This is a genomic window from Arthrobacter sp. Soil736 (assembly GCF_001428005.1).
Taxonomy (GTDB): domain Bacteria; phylum Actinomycetota; class Actinomycetes; order Actinomycetales; family Micrococcaceae; genus Arthrobacter.
The window spans coordinates 16,670-30,436 of sequence record NZ_LMSB01000004.1; the positions used below are offsets into that span (position 1 = coordinate 16,670).

Sequence of the window (13,767 nt, forward strand, 5' to 3'; positions counted from 1 at the left end):
TTGCGGCGCCGGGGTCATTTACGCTGAGCCGAAGCTCAGCAGCACCTTGCCGGATTCGGCGGAGTTGCGGGCCACGCCGAAGGCTTCGAGGGCCGCTTCCACCGGGAACTCGTGGGTGATGACCGGGTCGATGTGGAGGGTGCCGTCGGCCAGTGCGGCGATGACGTCGTCGATTTCGTCGTTGAAGCGGAAGGAGCCCTTGAGTTCGAGTTCGCGGGTGATGGCCAGGGAGATCAGGACCGGCTGCGGGCCGGTGGGCAGCAGGCCCACCATCACCACGGTCCCGCCGCGGGCGGCGCCCTGGATGGCGGAGGCCAGGCCGTGGTGGTTGCCGGAGGATTCGATCACGACGTCGGCTTCGACGGCGGCGATCGCTTCCGCGTCGCCGGCGGCCAGGACCTCGTCCGCGCCCACGGCGGTGGCGATCTCGAGCGGTTTGGCGTGCATGTCGACGGCGACGATCCGGGCGGCTCCGGCCCGCTTCAGGACGGCGACGGCCAGCGCGCCGATGGGGCCGCTGCCGATCACCAGGGCGGTTTTGCCGGCGACGTCGCCGGCCCGGGCCACCGCATGCCAGGCAACACTGGCGGGTTCGATCAGCGCCGCGGTGCGCAGGTCGATGCTGCCGGGTAGGGCCCGGAGCATCCGCACCGGCAGGTTCACATAGCGGCTGAACGCGCCGTCGGTGTGCGGGTAGCGGGCCGCGCTGCCCAGGTACGTGCACCCGGGTGAGAGGTTGGGCCGGTCCGCCGGATACCGCGCCGCGCCCGGACCCGGGGTGGCCGGGTGAACCGCGACGGCGGTCCCGGCGGCCGGACCCGTGCCGTCGGCCGCGGGCCGGACCACCCGGCCGGAAATCTCATGGCCCAGCACCAGGGGTGCCTTCAGGATGGATTCGCCCGCCGCGCCGTGCAGCCAGTAGTGCAGGTCCGAGCCGCAGATCCCGCCGTACAGGACCTCGACGACGGCCTCGTCCGGGGCCGGCGCGGCCAGCGGGACCTCCTCGATCCGCAGGTCGCCCTTCGCGTGCGCCACCACCGCCGGGCCCGAGGCCGGCAAGGCTGTAGTTGCCGGTGCCATCAGACCACCACCGTCATTCCGCCGTCGATGAAGATCGTCTGGCCGTTCACGAAGTCCGAGCCGCTCGAGGCCAGCCAGACCGCCGGGCCGGCCCAGACCACCACCGTCATTCCGCCGTCGATGAAGATCGTCTGGCCGTTCACGAAGTCCGAGCCGCTCGAGGCCAGCCAGACCGCCGGGCCGGCCAGGTCCTCGACGGTGCCCCACCGGTGCGCCGGCGTCCGGCCCAGAATCCAGGCATTGAAGTCCTCATCGTCCACCAGGTTCTGCGTCATCTCGGTATGGATGTAGCCCGGCGCGATCCCGTTGATCTGCAGCCCCGAGGCCGCCCACTCCGCGGTCATCGCCCGGGTCAGGTTCCGCAGCCCGCCCTTGGCCGCGATGTACGGCGCGATCGTGGGACGGGCCAGATCGGTCTGCACCGAGCAGATGTTGATGATCTTCCCGCGGCCCCGCGGAATCATGTGCCGGGCCTGAGCCGCGATGTACGGCGCGATCGTGGGACGGGCCAGATCGGTCTGCACCGAGCAGATGTTGATGATCTTCCCGCGGCCCCGCGGAATCATGTGCCGGGCCGCTTCCCGGCCCACCAGGAACGCGCTGGTCAGGTCCGTGGAAATGACCCGTTCCCAGTCCTTCACGTCCAGCTCCAGCATGGGCACCCGGTGCTGGATGCCGGCGTTGTTCACCAGGATCTCCAGCGGGCCCACGTTCTCCTCCACCCACGCGATGCCTCGCGCGGCCTCGGCATCGCTGGTGACATCGAACGCGCAGCTGTGCACCCGGCCGGGCGCGTAGCCGGCCGCCATCGCGGCCTCGGCGTCCTTGAGCCGCCGCGCGGCCTCGGCATCGCTGGTGACATCGAACGCGCAGCTGTGCACCCGGCCGGGCGCGTAGCCGGCCGCCATCGCGGCCTCGGCGTCCTTGAGCCGTTCCGGATTGAGCCCGTTCAGCACCACCGTGGCGCCGGCATCGGCCAGGGCACGCGCCAAAGCGTTGCCGATCCCCCGGCTCGAACCCGTCACCAACGCTATGCGCCCCGCCGGCATCGGCCAGGGCACGCGCCAAAGCGTTGCCGGTTGAGCCCGTTCAGCACCACCGTGGCGCCGGCATCGGCCAGGGCACGCGCCAAAGCGTTGCCGATCCCCCGGCTCGAACCCGTCACCAACGCTATGCGCCCGGTCAGGTCAAAAAGTGAATTCATGAAGAGCAGCTCCTTCGCCGCGGTCTGCGCGGTAATGCGCGAAATGGTCGTTCGTTTTCGCGCGAACGTACACTTGGGGCCCTGGCAGCGAGGGCCGCATGTGTACGTTCGCGCTGTTCCTCTAGAAGGGGCCGCGCTGGACCAGGTTGGCCGGAGCCTGTCCGGCGGCGAGGGCTTCGAGCTGCTTCCGCAGGAGCTTCAGGAGCCTTGGCTGGAAGGCGGACGTGTTGCCGCCGACGTGCGGGGTAATCAGGGCGTTGGGCGTGGACCACAGCGGGTGGTCCTGCGGCAGCGGTTCCGGATCCACGACGTCGAGCGCGCACTGCAGGCGACCGGACAGGACTTCCTTGGTCAGGGCAGCGGTGTCCACCACCGGGCCGCGGCCTACGTTCACCACCAGCGCCCCGTCCGGCAGTGCGGCCAGAACTTCTTCACCAATCAGCTGATGGGTCTGCTCGTTCAGGGGCAGCACCGTGACCAGGACGTCGTGGGTGGCGGCGAGCGCGGGCAGTTGCGTGGAAGCGTGCACCTCGCCGTGCTCGTCAGTCCGGGCCACACTCCCCACCCGGGTGACCGTGACCTCGAAAGGCTCCAGGCGGCGGGCGATCTCATGCCCGATGCCGCCGACGCCCACCAGCAACACACGCCTGTCCGCGAGGGACTGGCGCCGCTCCGGCCGCCAGAGGCCGTACTGCTGGTCGCGGACGGCCTGGTCGATGCCGCGCAGCTTCGCCAGGATCAGCCCCACGGCCAGTTCCGCCGTCGCGGCCGCATGGACACCGGAGGCACTGGCCACCCCGGCCGCCGGCCCGGCCGCTTCGATGACCCCGTCGTATCCGGTCGACTGCGTCTGAACGAACTTCAGGTCTTCTACCTTGGCGAGGGATCCCAGAACCGCGGAGGCGTCGATATAAGGGAGGATGACGCCGTCGATCTCACCCAGCGTCCCGCCGTCAGGATCCGTCTTCATGTCCCAAACCACTCCTCTCAGCCCCTCGGGAAGGGGTGAGAGATCGGCGAGCAGTTGCCGATCGGGGAAGCTGACGGTGCGGACTGTTTGCATCGGAATACCTATCGGATATGTGGGGTGTACGGGGCGGGCCTTGGGCGGCTAGCGCCTGTCGAACGTGAGCCCGCCGGGGACCTGGAACGTGGGCATGATTTCCAACATGCCCACATTCACGTGCCGGGGCGTTTCGATGGCGTAGTCCATCGCGTTGACGATGTCGTCCGTGGTCAGGGACTCGTAGCCTTCGTAGTACGTCTTCCAGGCCTCTTCCATGGCCTCGGGGGTGCCGCCCATGTTGCGGCCGAAGATCTCCGTCTCGACGCGCCCCGGGCAGATCTCGGTGACGCGGATGCGCTTGCCCACCGTGTCGTTGCGCAGCTGCCGGGAGATCTGGTGCACTGCGGCCTTGGTGGCGTGATAAACCGTGTGGCCGTAGAAGTTGTACACCCCGGCGATGGAGCTGACGTTGATGACGTGCCCGCGGTCGCGTTCCACCATGCCGGGCAGCACCAGCCTGGTCAGCTGGAGCAGGCCGCGCAGGTTCACATCTATGAGCTCGTCGATGTCGCCCTCGCTGGAGTCCAGGATGTTGCCGGGCCGGGACACTCCGGCGCAGTTCACCAGGACATCGATTTCAAGATCGCCGACGGCGGCGGTCAGCGCCGCGGTGTCGGTCAGGTCGACCACGTGGGGGATGGCCCCGGTCTTGTCGGCAAGGTCTTTCAGGCGCTCCTCGTTGCGGGCCAGGGCGTGGACAGTGAGTCCCCGCTTGGTCAGGCGTTCGACGATCGCGGCGCCCATTCCTGTGGAAGCGCCCGTGACGAGGGCCGTTGAATAATCTGAAAAGGGCATCTAAGTCTCCTGGTGGGTGCAGCGGCGCTGGTGCCCCGCAAGTGGTGCAGTGCGCTGCCGTTGGGCAGCGCACTGCTGTTCGGATGGTGGGTGGTTAGGCGTCCCGCAGCGGCAGGTGCGCGCGGTCCTTGACGGTGCTGACGGCCGCCAGGGTGCCCAGGGCGGTGATGACGGCGTAGAAGGCCGGCATGTAGATGTTGCCGGTGGACGAGATCAGCCAGGTCATCAGCAGCGGCGCGGTGCCTCCGAAGAGGGCCGAAGAGATGTTGTAGCCCAGTCCGTAGGCGGAGTACCGCACCCGGGTGGGGAAGAGTTCCACGATCAGGATGTGGATCACTGCGGTGTGGCCGGCGAACACGACGGCCATGATGCAGGCGCCGAGGATGGCCAGTGCCATCTGGCCGGTGGCGATCAGGGCGTAGGCAGGAATGCCGAGGATGGCCATGGCGATTGCCGAGCCGGCGATGACCTTCTTGCGACCGATGCGGTCAGAAAGGGCCCCCATGAACGGGATGGCGATGCAGATGACCACCAGGCTGCAGGCGGTGACGAGGAGTGCCTCACCGATGGTGAAGTTGAGCTGCTTGCCCTTGAGGAACGTCGGCATGTAGGAGAAGAGGACGTAGTAGCCGGAGCCGTTCATCAGCGGGATGAACAGGGCCAGGACCATGGCGCGGCGGTGTTCGGCGGACTTGAAGGCTTCCTTGAGGGGGTTCTTGGACAGGCCGCCCTCTTCCTTCAGCTTCACGAAGTTGGGGGTGTCCGCGATGGCCTTGCGGATGTACCAGCCGATGACGCCCATGGGAATGGCGACGAGGAAAGGAATGCGCCACGCGAAGGCACCGAAACCGCCGCCGTCGATCGCTGCTGCGGTGAGCCACGGGGACATCGAGAACGCCACGAGGGTGCCGGTGAGGAGAGCCGCGAAGGAGGCGATCTGAGCGTAGGAGGTGATGATGCCGCGCTTGCCTTCCGGGGCGTGCTCAGCGAGGAAGGTCATTGCACCGGCGGCCTCGCCGCCAACGGAGAAGCCCTGCAGCATCCGCAACAGCACGAGCAGCACGGGCGCTGCGATGCCGATGGCCGAGTAGGCGGGAAGGAGTCCGATGCCGGCGGTAGCGACGCTGATCAGCAGGATGACGAAGACCAGTAGTTTCTGGCGCCCGATCCGGTCTCCCAGCACACCGCAGACCACCGCGCCGAGGGGGCGGACGAAGAAGGACACGGCGTAGCCGGCGAAGACGAACAGCAGGGCGTTGTCCGGGTTGCCGGGTGCCAGGAAGACTAGGGCAAGAGTTCCAGCCATGAAGGCGAAGATGCCGTTGTCGTAGAGTTCCACGAAAATGCCGACGCAGCCGGCGGTAACGACTTTGCGGGTCTGCCTACTGGTGAGCCGCTCTTTGTGCGGCTGGGCCGCGTGCGTAGAAGTTGACATGGCTTTCCTTACTAAGGGGGATGGTAACAAGGCTTTGACTCTGGTGCTAGGGCGGTTAGGTTCCGGCCGCCGGTGCCAGCTTTGACCAGCCGGGCTGGTTGCCGATGCCGAGGAGCGAGAAGACTGTGGCGACTGTGGAACGGAGGTTCTCCAGTTCCCGCAAGGCCGCCCGGTATTTCGCTGTAGCGTCGGGGACGGTGGTCTTGCGGAAGGTTATGGTGTGGCCCGGCCGGGCCTGGGCGAGCACGTCCAGGGAGCGGCTGGTGACCACGGCGAGGACGGGGTAGCCCGCGGTGACTCCGCGGCCCCGGTGCAGCACCAGGAGTTCCTCCCGGGACGGCACTTCGATGGCTCCCACGGGAACGCCGCGGGACAGCACTTCGGCTGTGGACTGGCGTTCGGGAAGGGCGCCGCCGAGGCGCAGGCCGATGTGGTTGCTCCGGGCACTGACGGTGTATTCGGTGTTGAAGAGCAGTTCGGCTGTGTCGCCGAATTCGTCCACGTCGGGGCCGTCCGTGACATCTACGACTGCCTGGCTGCTGAATTCCGGCCGGGTCAGCCCCAGCCGGAACAGCGGCAGGTCGTAGTACGGCTGACGTATCGGCGCGACGCTTTGTGAGGTCCGGAGTTCGGTGCCCTCCGAAAGCCGCAGGCCGAATCCGATGACCGTGTCAGGGGCGCAGCTGCCCAGCAGCGTGGGCGCTTCCACCGAGCCGTGGACTGCAAGGTAGGCCCGGAGCCCTCCGGTGATGCGGCGCACCGCCACCGTTTCCCCGGCACGGACGGACACCGGTTCCCATTGCGGGCATTCGCGCCCGCCGACGGTGAGCGTCAGGGGTGCGCCGGTGACGGCGATGAGGATGTCGCTGGTGGCGCGCATCCGGAAGTCCAGGGCGGTTATTTCCAGCAGCGGCGCGTTGTCCGCGTTGGCGGTGAGGATATTGGCCGCACGTGCGGAGAACTGGTCCAGCGCGCCGTTCACGGGCAGCCCGAACCGGGGTCCCCGGAAGCGTCCCAGGTCGGTGACGACCGAGTTGCCGGGCTGCTGGATGATCAATGAGCCGGTCATCGTGCCGCCTCCAGTTTCCGGCCGGCGTAGTTCGCGAACTCTTCGGGCCGGATCTGGTGGAACCGCAGGAGGTCGCCGGGGACGTAGGGAACGAGCGGCTCGCTGGCGGCGTCGAGAACGGTCAGGGGTGTCTGGCCGATGACGCACCATCCACCGGGTGCCACGGCCGGGGCAATGACTGCCTGCCGGCCCGCGACGGCCACGGCACCTGCCGGAACGGACAGCCGGGGGTCCTTCAGCCGCGGAACGGGGAGGGGAAAGTCGGGGCCGTCCATCATGGGCGAGCCGGCCGGGGCGCCGAGGCAGCGGATGACGTATGACTTGGCGGTGTGGAGCTCGATGATCTCCTGGACGGACAGCTGCTCGTGTTCGGCAACGCGCTCAAGGTCGGGGCCGTATTCGCCGCCGTAAACAACCGGGACACTGAACTCCCGTGGCTTCCGTGCGGGTGCACCCACGAAGTCGAGCTGGCGCAGGCCGAGGAGGACGAAGGCGCGGACCTGGCGTGCCGAGGTGACCCCGGGGTCGAATTCGACGAGCAGTGAATCGTACGTCGGGACGGACCCGTGTACGCCGTCGGCTCCTGCGGCCTCAAGCCATTCGGCGAGGGAATGCACGGTGGACCAGTTGGCCTCGCTGTCCGGGGAAGAAGCGACGACCCGCAGGGCGGCGTCCCCGGACTCGAAAATGTCCACCGGAGTTGGGGTTGGTGTGGCGGCCATGTCAGGCGACCTTTGCCTTGGCGGCCAGAACCTGGGCCAGCGGGGCGATGGTCACTCCGGCGCTCTCCAGTTCGGCGCGGACCTGCCGGGCCAGCTGAACGGCGCCGGGGGTGTCTCCGTGCAGGAGGACCGTGTCCGCGACAATCGCCAGGTCGGTGCCGGCAACTGTTTCGATGAGGCCTTCGCACACCATCCGGACGGTGCGGTCCACGATTACTGAAGGATCGTGGATGACGGCGCCGGGGCGGCTGCGCGGCACCAGGGTGCCGTCCGCCTCGTAGGCGCGGTCTGCGATGCCCACGATGGCGACCGGGAGCTGCCGTGCGGCGGCCGCCGAGGCCAGCTCGCCGTCCTGGGCCAGGACAATCAGGTCCGGGTTGACGCGGGCGGCGGCGTCGGCCACGGCCGCGGCGTAGTCGGCGCGGGTGGCAACGAGGTTCCCCAGGCGGCCGTGCGGTGCAATGTGGGCCACGCTGGCTCCGTAATAGGCGGCGAAGGCGGTCAGTGCGCCGAACTGGTAGAGGACGTCGTTGCGGACCTCATCGGCCGTCAGGTCCATGGCGCGGCGGCCGAAGCCGCGGAGGTCCGGGAAGCTCGGGTGTGCCCCGATGCTGACGCCGCGCCGGACGCATTCGGCGACTGTCGCGTTCATGATGTCCGGGTCTCCCGCGTGGAAACCGCAGGCGATGTTGGCGCTGGAAACAACCTCGAGCAGGGCCGCGTCGTCGCCCATCGAGTAGGCGCCGAAGCCTTCTCCGAGATCTGCCACGAGATCAACTGAGGGTCCCATTTGAGCCTTCCTGGGGTGTTAGCTGCAACGTTGCCCCGTGGGGCTCGGTGGTCAACTGCTGGTGGTGAAGTGAGTGTCGCGAACCGGCCCGGTATGGGGCCTCTGGTCCGGCGGCCCGGGCTGCCGGGCTTCTGTCAAAAAGTCTGGCACTGCGAATTGGCTCACACAAAGACGTAATCCATGTCACGGGATAGGTGCCGGTTATGACGGGTCTGCGGCCGCCCCGCCGGCGGTGCTGCCCGCGGCACAATGAGGCTGAGTCCAAAGGGCGGGCCACAGTGGTGGGCGTGCCCTCGATTACTGCACTCATTTGTCACCTCTTTCTCAAAAGTGGATTCCGCTCCGGTGTCGCGGGTTCGCGAATGCATTCAAGCTATGGAGTGAATATTTCGAAAATGTAAAAGACGGCGTCCCTTTCGGTAAACACCATTTCCATGCGAAATGCGTCTGACGTCATCGGGAAATTGCATGTCACCAGAGGAGATAGAATGTACGATTAGTGAAATAGCGTTCTGGGTTCAACCTAGTGTCAGCGATGTGGATCACACAAAGACCTATTGCGTATCCCTCCACAGCATCCGGTTATGACCGTCTCTGGGTTCAGGACGCCGCAGAGAGAGAAGGCGGCTATGGATACACGGAAGCTTGCGTACTTCGTGCAGATCGTGGATTCGGGAAGCATCACCAAGGCGGCGGCAGCGCTGCATGTGGCCCAGCCGGCCCTGAGCCAGCAGGTTTCGGCACTGGAAAGCGACCTCAAGCAGCGCCTGCTGATCCGCAGCAAGCAGGGCGTGCAGCCCACGGCGGCCGGGCACACCCTTTACCGGCATGCCCAGTCGATCCTGCGCCTCGTTGCGCAGGCGCGGCTGGACGTTTCCCAGTCCGGGGCCGCCCCGTCCGGACGGGTGTCCATTGCCATTGCGCCGTACAGCATGGCGTCGAGCCTGACGCCCCAAATCATCAGCGAAGTGGGCCGCCGGTACCCGGACATTGTCCTGCACGTCACGGAAATCTATGGCGGCGTCCTGAGTGAAGCGATCAAGAACGGGCGGCTGGACATGGCCCTCATCTACGAGCCCGGTCCCATCCGCGGCGTCCAGTTCACCACCATGATCGTCGAAGACCTGCACCTGATCGTCAACGCCGAAACATCAGGCGTCGCACCCGGGAGTGGCGAGATCTCGCTGGAGGACGCCGCCCGCTTCGGGCTCTTCCTGCCCGAGAAGATCCACACCCTCCGCCAGGTGGTCGAAGCCGGCTTCGACAGCAAAGGGCTCAAACTCCAGCTGGTGGGCGAGGTGGAGTCGGTTCCGTCCCTGGCCCGGCTCCTGCGGGCCGACCTGGGGGCCACGATCATGCCCAAGTCAGCCGCGGACGCACTCTTCCACGAGGAAGACTTCCAGGTCCTGCGGATCGTGGACCCCGCGCTGCAGTGCAAGATCGCGCTGTGCACCCCTGACCATGATCCCCTTTCCGAGGCGGCATCGGCGGTGCTCCTCGTGCTCAAGGAAATGCTTCAGGAAATGCTCAGCAATAAATACGCGAGGTAGCCGACTCATAGCATCAGCTTATTAGGGCATGCATCATTGGTCTTAGTGGAAAGGCGCTCCGGATTCTAATATTGGTGGCAAGCCGAGAAATTGCGGCAAACATTTCTGCAACCAATCAACGGGGAGCCTGCTATGAAAAGGATCAGCACCACCAGGAGAACTTCCGGCGCAAACCTGGGATTAATGGCTAAAACCGGTTCACATTGCCCGGCTAATGGGTTCTGGCGCCCTGAGGACCGCTCCGGCAATCCGGTTTTCGTGTTCGAAGGCAGCATCATGCCGGTCAGCGGCAGTGGATCGACGGTCTGGTATTTGGAGGATGCTGTCCTTGGTGCCCCGGCCTATCTGGTGCCTCACCGCGCTTGACCGGCCCTACCCCTCCGGCCGCCCAACTGGGTGGCAGCTCAGGGCGTTCTCACGGCTGGGAACGCAGCGAGCTGCTACCTACTTTCCACTCCCCCATGGGGATGAAACACCATACGACGACGGTGCTGCCGCGGCTTGTGTTTTCTGCCCGGCTGTTCCCGGGGTCCGGTCGCCCAACCGGGTGGCAGCGCAGGCCATTCCACGGCTGAGAACGCCGTGACCTGCTACCTAGTTTCGTTCTCGGGTGGATCCAAGAAAACTTTCAGATCCCGCCCACATCTGATGCACGATCGACCCCTTAATGTCGGTGCCCCTTGGCAGACTGTGTTCATGGAAGGCATCGGAAGTTTAGCGCTGAAAGGCGCGGCGCCGCATGGCGACGTCCTGCACGCTGCCGTGTTTCCCGAGGCCGGTCCGTCATGCGTTGGTTTTCCTTTTATCGCGTTTCCCGAGGACGAGTTCGCGGATCGAGCTCTTCCATTCGACGGGTTCGCGGACGACGGGTTTCCCTTTGACGACGACCTCGACGCAGCGTATCCGGCATCTTTTCCGGAGGCCCCCTTTCCCGAAGCCCTGTTTGCCGACGTCCTGTTCGCGGACGCCTCTAGCGCCGACGCCACTGCCTCCGGCGCTGATACACCTCGGCTGAGTGTCGGGGACCGGTTCGGGGCGGCTGCTGTCCTTTTGAGGGCAGACCTCACCGCCGACGGCGCCGGGCTGATCGACCAGATGCAGGCGTGGGAGAAGCTCAAGTGCATGATTGCCGGGCAACAGGCGCGGGCGGCCGTGGCCTTCGAGATCCGGCACAGCGAGGAACAAGCGGAACTCGGAGCGCAGACAGATCTCGGGCAGGCCAGCCGTAGCTCTCTGTCGGCTGAGGATCTCGGCAAGAAACGCCCCAGGGAACACGGCACGGGCGCGGCCGAGCAGATCGCGCTGGCCCGGGGCGAGTCCCCGCACCGCGGCGGCCGGCTCCTCGGCATGTCGAAGGCACTGGTCACCGAGATGCCCCACACCCTGGCGTGTCTGGACACCGGCCAGCTGAACGAAGAGCGCGCCATGTATGTCGTGAAAGAAACAGCATGCCTGACGGTGGCCGACCGCTCCGCGGTGGACGAGGAGCTCGCCGCCGACACAGGAACCTTCAGCGGCGCCGGCACGCGGACCGTCATCGCCGCAGTGAGGGCCGCCGCCACCCGGAGAGACTCACGCTCCGTCGCCCAGCGCGCCAGCCACGCCGCGTCGGAGCGGACGGTGAGTCTGCGCCCCGCCCCGGACTGCATGACCTACCTGACGGCCTTGCTGCCCGCCCACCAGGGCGTCGCGGTGCACGCGGCCCTGACCCGGCACGCCGACACCCTCACCGCCGCCGGGGACCAGCGCAGCCGTGGGCAGATCAAGGCCGACACCCTCGTCGAATTGATCACCGGCACCCCCGGCGGAATCACAGGCACCGCCGCTACCCGGATCCAGTCTGCCCGGTACGGGGTTGAGTGAACTCAACCAGCCCGGAGCCGGCATCCCCGAAACACGCAAGTCCGAACCGACCGGCCCGTCCCCTTAGGGCGAATTAAAGGGAGAGGGCGGCGCCGGGCATGCCGCGGTCGCGGGAACTGAAGGCCGGGGAGCAAAAAGCACGGCAGCATAAGTACGCCTCAGGCGGGACAGTAGTACTGCCCCGCCCGAGGCGATGCCGGCGCTTGTAGTCGCTAGACCGCTACCTGACTATGCCTGTTCGACGAGCAGGCCCTTGGCCTTCAGAACCTCGGTGAGGTTGCACAGCTCGATGGTGGTTCCACCGGCCTGGTAGAGGCGGATGAGCTCGCGCTCGGCGTCGTCCCGTTCCTGCGAGAGGCGGATGACTTCCTCGATCTCGTCCTTCCGGACCACCACAACGCCGTCTGCGTCGCCGCGGAGGACGTCGCCGGGATAGATGATTTCGTCCCCGAAGACCACCGGGTGGTTGATGGGGCCGATGGTCTCCTTGACGGTGCCCTTGATGGAGACGCTTCCAGAGAAGACGGGCAGCCCCAGCTCGATGAGGTCCTGGGTGTCGCGGACGCCCGAGTCGGTCACCAGGCCGGCGAGGCCCTTGGCCTTCATCGCGTTGCCGAGGACGTCGCCGAACGTTCCGGCTTCCTCGTACTCCCCCGCCGCTGCCAGGACGACGTCGCCGGCCTCCGCGTAGTGAATGGCGACCTGCAGCATGAGGTTGTCCCTGGGGGCGCAGCGGACAGTGACGGCGGGGCCGCAGAAGGACATGCTCCTGTCGATGGGCTTGATCCTGGAGCTGAGGGCGCCCTTGCGTCCCTGTGCCTCGTGGATGGTGGCGGACGAGAACTTCGCGAGGCGGCTTACGGCGTCGGCGTCGGGTCGTTCGATGTTGGTCTTGACGTGAATCACGGCGTTTTTCCTTCGGTGGGTGCGGATCAGTTGAGGGCCTGGACGGCCTTGTCGATGGCGGCGATGGACTCGTCGATGACGTCGAGGCTCGTCGCGTAGGAAATGCGGAAATACGGGCCCAGGCCGTAGGCCGACCCCTGGATGACCGCCACGGATGCTGCCTCTAGGAGGTACAGGGTGAAGTCCTCGTCGTTGGCGATGACCTTTCCCTCGGGAGTCGTCTTCCCGATGACCCCCGCACAGTTGACGTAAGCGTAGAAGGCGCCTTCCGGCGTCGTGCATGACAGCCCGTCGACGGCGTTCAGTGCGGCTACCGCCGCATCGCGCCGGCCGCGGTAGACCTCGCGGCTCTCCTGCACGAAGCTCTGGTCGCCGGTGAGGGCGGCGGCACCGGCAGCCTGGCTGACCGAGGACGGGCAGGATGAGATTTGCGACTGGAGCTTGTTGATCGCGGCAATCAGCGGGGCTGGTCCGGCCGCGTATCCCAGCCGCCATCCGGTCATGGCATAGGCCTTGGAGACGCCGTTGACGGCGAGGATGCGGTCCTTCAGCTCGGGGGCCACCTCCACCAGGCTGGAGAGCCGGCCGGGGCCGAAGTAGATCTGGTCGTAGATCTCGTCCGTCAGGATATTGACGTGAGGGAAGTCCGCGAGGACGTCGGCGAGCGCCCGCAGTTCCGTCCGGGAGTAGACGGCACCCGTGGGATTCGACGGCGTGTTCAGGATGACCCACTTGGTCCGCTCGTTGAGGGCCCCGGCCAGGGCCCCCGGCGTGAGCTTGAACCCGGCCTCCTCGCCGCAGGGAACGACCACCGGCGTGCCGTCGTTCGCGAGCACCATGTCCGGGTAGGAGACCCAGTAGGGTGCGGGCACGACGACTTCGTCGCCCGCGTCCAGGGTGGCCATGAAGGCCGTGAAAATCACCTGCTTGGCCCCGCCGCCGATGGTGATCTCAGCCGGGGTGTAACGGAGTCCGGTGCGCAGCTCCAGCGTCTGGAGGATCGCGGTCTGCAGGGCCGGGGTTCCGGTGACGGAGGTGTACTTGGTCTCCCCCCGGTTGATGGCCTCTACGGCTGCGGACTTGATGTGGTCCGGGGTGTCAAAGTCAGGCTCACCGACCGTCAGGTCCAGAATCCGGCGCCCTTCTGCCTTCAGCTCACGCACGCGGGCAGCGGCGGCCACACTTGCAGATGACTTGATGCGGGACACTCGCGATGCAGGTACAAATTCAGACATGGTCTCTTCCTAGGGATTCAGGAGGGAGCGATATTTGCTTCCTTCGACCCTA

At 66.6% G+C, this 13,767-nt stretch carries 11 protein-coding genes and 3 pseudogenes; 3 read left to right on the plus strand and 11 right to left on the minus strand.

Features of this window, described 5'->3' with window-relative positions; genetic code table 11:
* Positions 1-18: 18 nt before the first annotated feature.
* The 9 genes and pseudogenes from ASG92_RS03825 to ASG92_RS03860 form a co-directional block, all read right to left on the minus strand.
* On the minus strand, positions 19-1,080 hold the full coding sequence (locus ASG92_RS03825) for an L-idonate 5-dehydrogenase (RefSeq protein WP_056624721.1): 1,062 nt from the start codon (positions 1,078-1,080) through the stop codon (positions 19-21).
* 95 nt (positions 1,081-1,175) lie between these two features.
* Positions 1,176-2,105 (minus strand): annotated as a pseudogene (locus tag ASG92_RS30235) (SDR family oxidoreductase); the annotation flags it as partial.
* 44 nt (positions 2,106-2,149) lie between these two features.
* A pseudogene (locus tag ASG92_RS28095) lies at positions 2,150-2,284 on the minus strand (SDR family NAD(P)-dependent oxidoreductase); the annotation flags it as partial.
* Positions 2,285-2,405: 121 nt separating this feature from the next.
* Complete coding sequence (locus ASG92_RS03835) at positions 2,406-3,347, minus strand: 2-hydroxyacid dehydrogenase (protein ID WP_056624724.1); 942 nt, start codon at positions 3,345-3,347, stop codon at positions 2,406-2,408.
* A gap of 48 nt (positions 3,348-3,395) precedes the next feature.
* Positions 3,396-4,145 carry an SDR family oxidoreductase gene (locus ASG92_RS03840; RefSeq protein ID WP_056624727.1) on the minus strand — a complete coding sequence of 250 codons (750 nt, stop codon included), beginning with the start codon at positions 4,143-4,145 and terminating at the stop codon, positions 3,396-3,398.
* Between the two features lie 94 nt (positions 4,146-4,239).
* A complete protein-coding gene (locus tag ASG92_RS03845) occupies positions 4,240-5,580 on the minus strand; it encodes an MFS transporter (RefSeq protein WP_056624731.1) in 1,341 nt (446 codons plus the stop codon).
* A gap of 55 nt (positions 5,581-5,635) precedes the next feature.
* Complete coding sequence (locus ASG92_RS03850) at positions 5,636-6,649, minus strand: biotin-dependent carboxyltransferase family protein (protein WP_056624736.1); 1,014 nt, start codon at positions 6,647-6,649, stop codon at positions 5,636-5,638.
* Entirely contained in the window at positions 6,646-7,371 is a 726-nt protein-coding gene (locus ASG92_RS03855; protein WP_056624737.1) for an allophanate hydrolase subunit 1, read from the minus strand. Before ASG92_RS03855 ends, ASG92_RS03850 begins: the two co-directional genes overlap by 4 nt.
* Position 7,372: 1 nt before the next feature.
* The gene (locus ASG92_RS03860) at positions 7,373-8,161 is read right to left on the minus strand and encodes a 5-oxoprolinase subunit PxpA (RefSeq protein WP_056624738.1); all 789 of its coding nucleotides are present in this window, start codon (positions 8,159-8,161) and stop codon (positions 7,373-7,375) included.
* A 629-nt stretch (positions 8,162-8,790) separates the two neighbouring features.
* On the opposite strand from ASG92_RS03860, the gene ASG92_RS03865 reads away from it, so the two are divergent.
* The 3 genes and pseudogenes from ASG92_RS03865 to ASG92_RS03870 form a co-directional block, all read left to right on the plus strand.
* Positions 8,791-9,711 carry a LysR substrate-binding domain-containing protein gene (locus ASG92_RS03865; RefSeq protein ID WP_056624742.1) on the plus strand — a complete coding sequence of 307 codons (921 nt, stop codon included), beginning with the start codon at positions 8,791-8,793 and terminating at the stop codon, positions 9,709-9,711.
* 132 nt (positions 9,712-9,843) lie between these two features.
* Positions 9,844-10,077, plus strand: a complete 234-nt coding sequence (locus ASG92_RS27085; RefSeq protein ID WP_082579285.1) for a hypothetical protein — start codon at positions 9,844-9,846, stop codon at positions 10,075-10,077.
* Between the two features lie 330 nt (positions 10,078-10,407).
* Positions 10,408-11,529, plus strand: a pseudogene (locus ASG92_RS03870) (DUF222 domain-containing protein); the annotation flags it as partial.
* 273 nt (positions 11,530-11,802) lie between these two features.
* On the opposite strand, the gene ASG92_RS03875 reads toward ASG92_RS03870, so the two are convergent.
* The gene (locus tag ASG92_RS03875; protein WP_056624749.1) at positions 11,803-12,480 is read right to left on the minus strand and encodes a 4-carboxy-4-hydroxy-2-oxoadipate aldolase/oxaloacetate decarboxylase; all 678 of its coding nucleotides are present in this window, start codon (positions 12,478-12,480) and stop codon (positions 11,803-11,805) included.
* 26 nt (positions 12,481-12,506) lie between these two features.
* Positions 12,507-13,715: an aspartate transaminase gene (locus tag ASG92_RS03880; protein WP_056624750.1), complete on the minus strand. Its 1,209-nt coding sequence runs from the start codon at positions 13,713-13,715 to the stop codon at positions 12,507-12,509.
* Between the last annotated feature and the right edge of the window lie 52 nt (positions 13,716-13,767).

Excerpts from the sequence above, each read along its gene's own strand:
- ASG92_RS03825 (WP_056624721.1), bottom strand. The coding sequence starts at position 1,080 with ATGGCACCGGCAACTACAGCCTTGCCGGCCTCGGGCCCGGCGGTGGTG.
- ASG92_RS03835 (WP_056624724.1), bottom strand. The coding sequence starts at position 3,347 with ATGCAAACAGTCCGCACCGTCAGCTTCCCCGATCGGCAACTGCTCGCC.
- ASG92_RS03840 (WP_056624727.1), bottom strand. The coding sequence starts at position 4,145 with ATGCCCTTTTCAGATTATTCAACGGCCCTCGTCACGGGCGCTTCCACA.
- ASG92_RS03845 (WP_056624731.1), bottom strand. The coding sequence starts at position 5,580 with ATGTCAACTTCTACGCACGCGGCCCAGCCGCACAAAGAGCGGCTCACC.
- ASG92_RS03850 (WP_056624736.1), bottom strand. The coding sequence starts at position 6,649 with ATGACCGGCTCATTGATCATCCAGCAGCCCGGCAACTCGGTCGTCACC.
- ASG92_RS03855 (WP_056624737.1), bottom strand. The coding sequence starts at position 7,371 with ATGGCCGCCACACCAACCCCAACTCCGGTGGACATTTTCGAGTCCGGG.
- ASG92_RS03860 (WP_056624738.1), bottom strand. The coding sequence starts at position 8,161 with ATGGGACCCTCAGTTGATCTCGTGGCAGATCTCGGAGAAGGCTTCGGC.
- ASG92_RS03865 (WP_056624742.1), top strand. The coding sequence starts at position 8,791 with ATGGATACACGGAAGCTTGCGTACTTCGTGCAGATCGTGGATTCGGGA.
- ASG92_RS27085 (WP_082579285.1), top strand. The coding sequence starts at position 9,844 with ATGAAAAGGATCAGCACCACCAGGAGAACTTCCGGCGCAAACCTGGGA.
- ASG92_RS03880 (WP_056624750.1), bottom strand. The coding sequence starts at position 13,715 with ATGTCTGAATTTGTACCTGCATCGCGAGTGTCCCGCATCAAGTCATCT.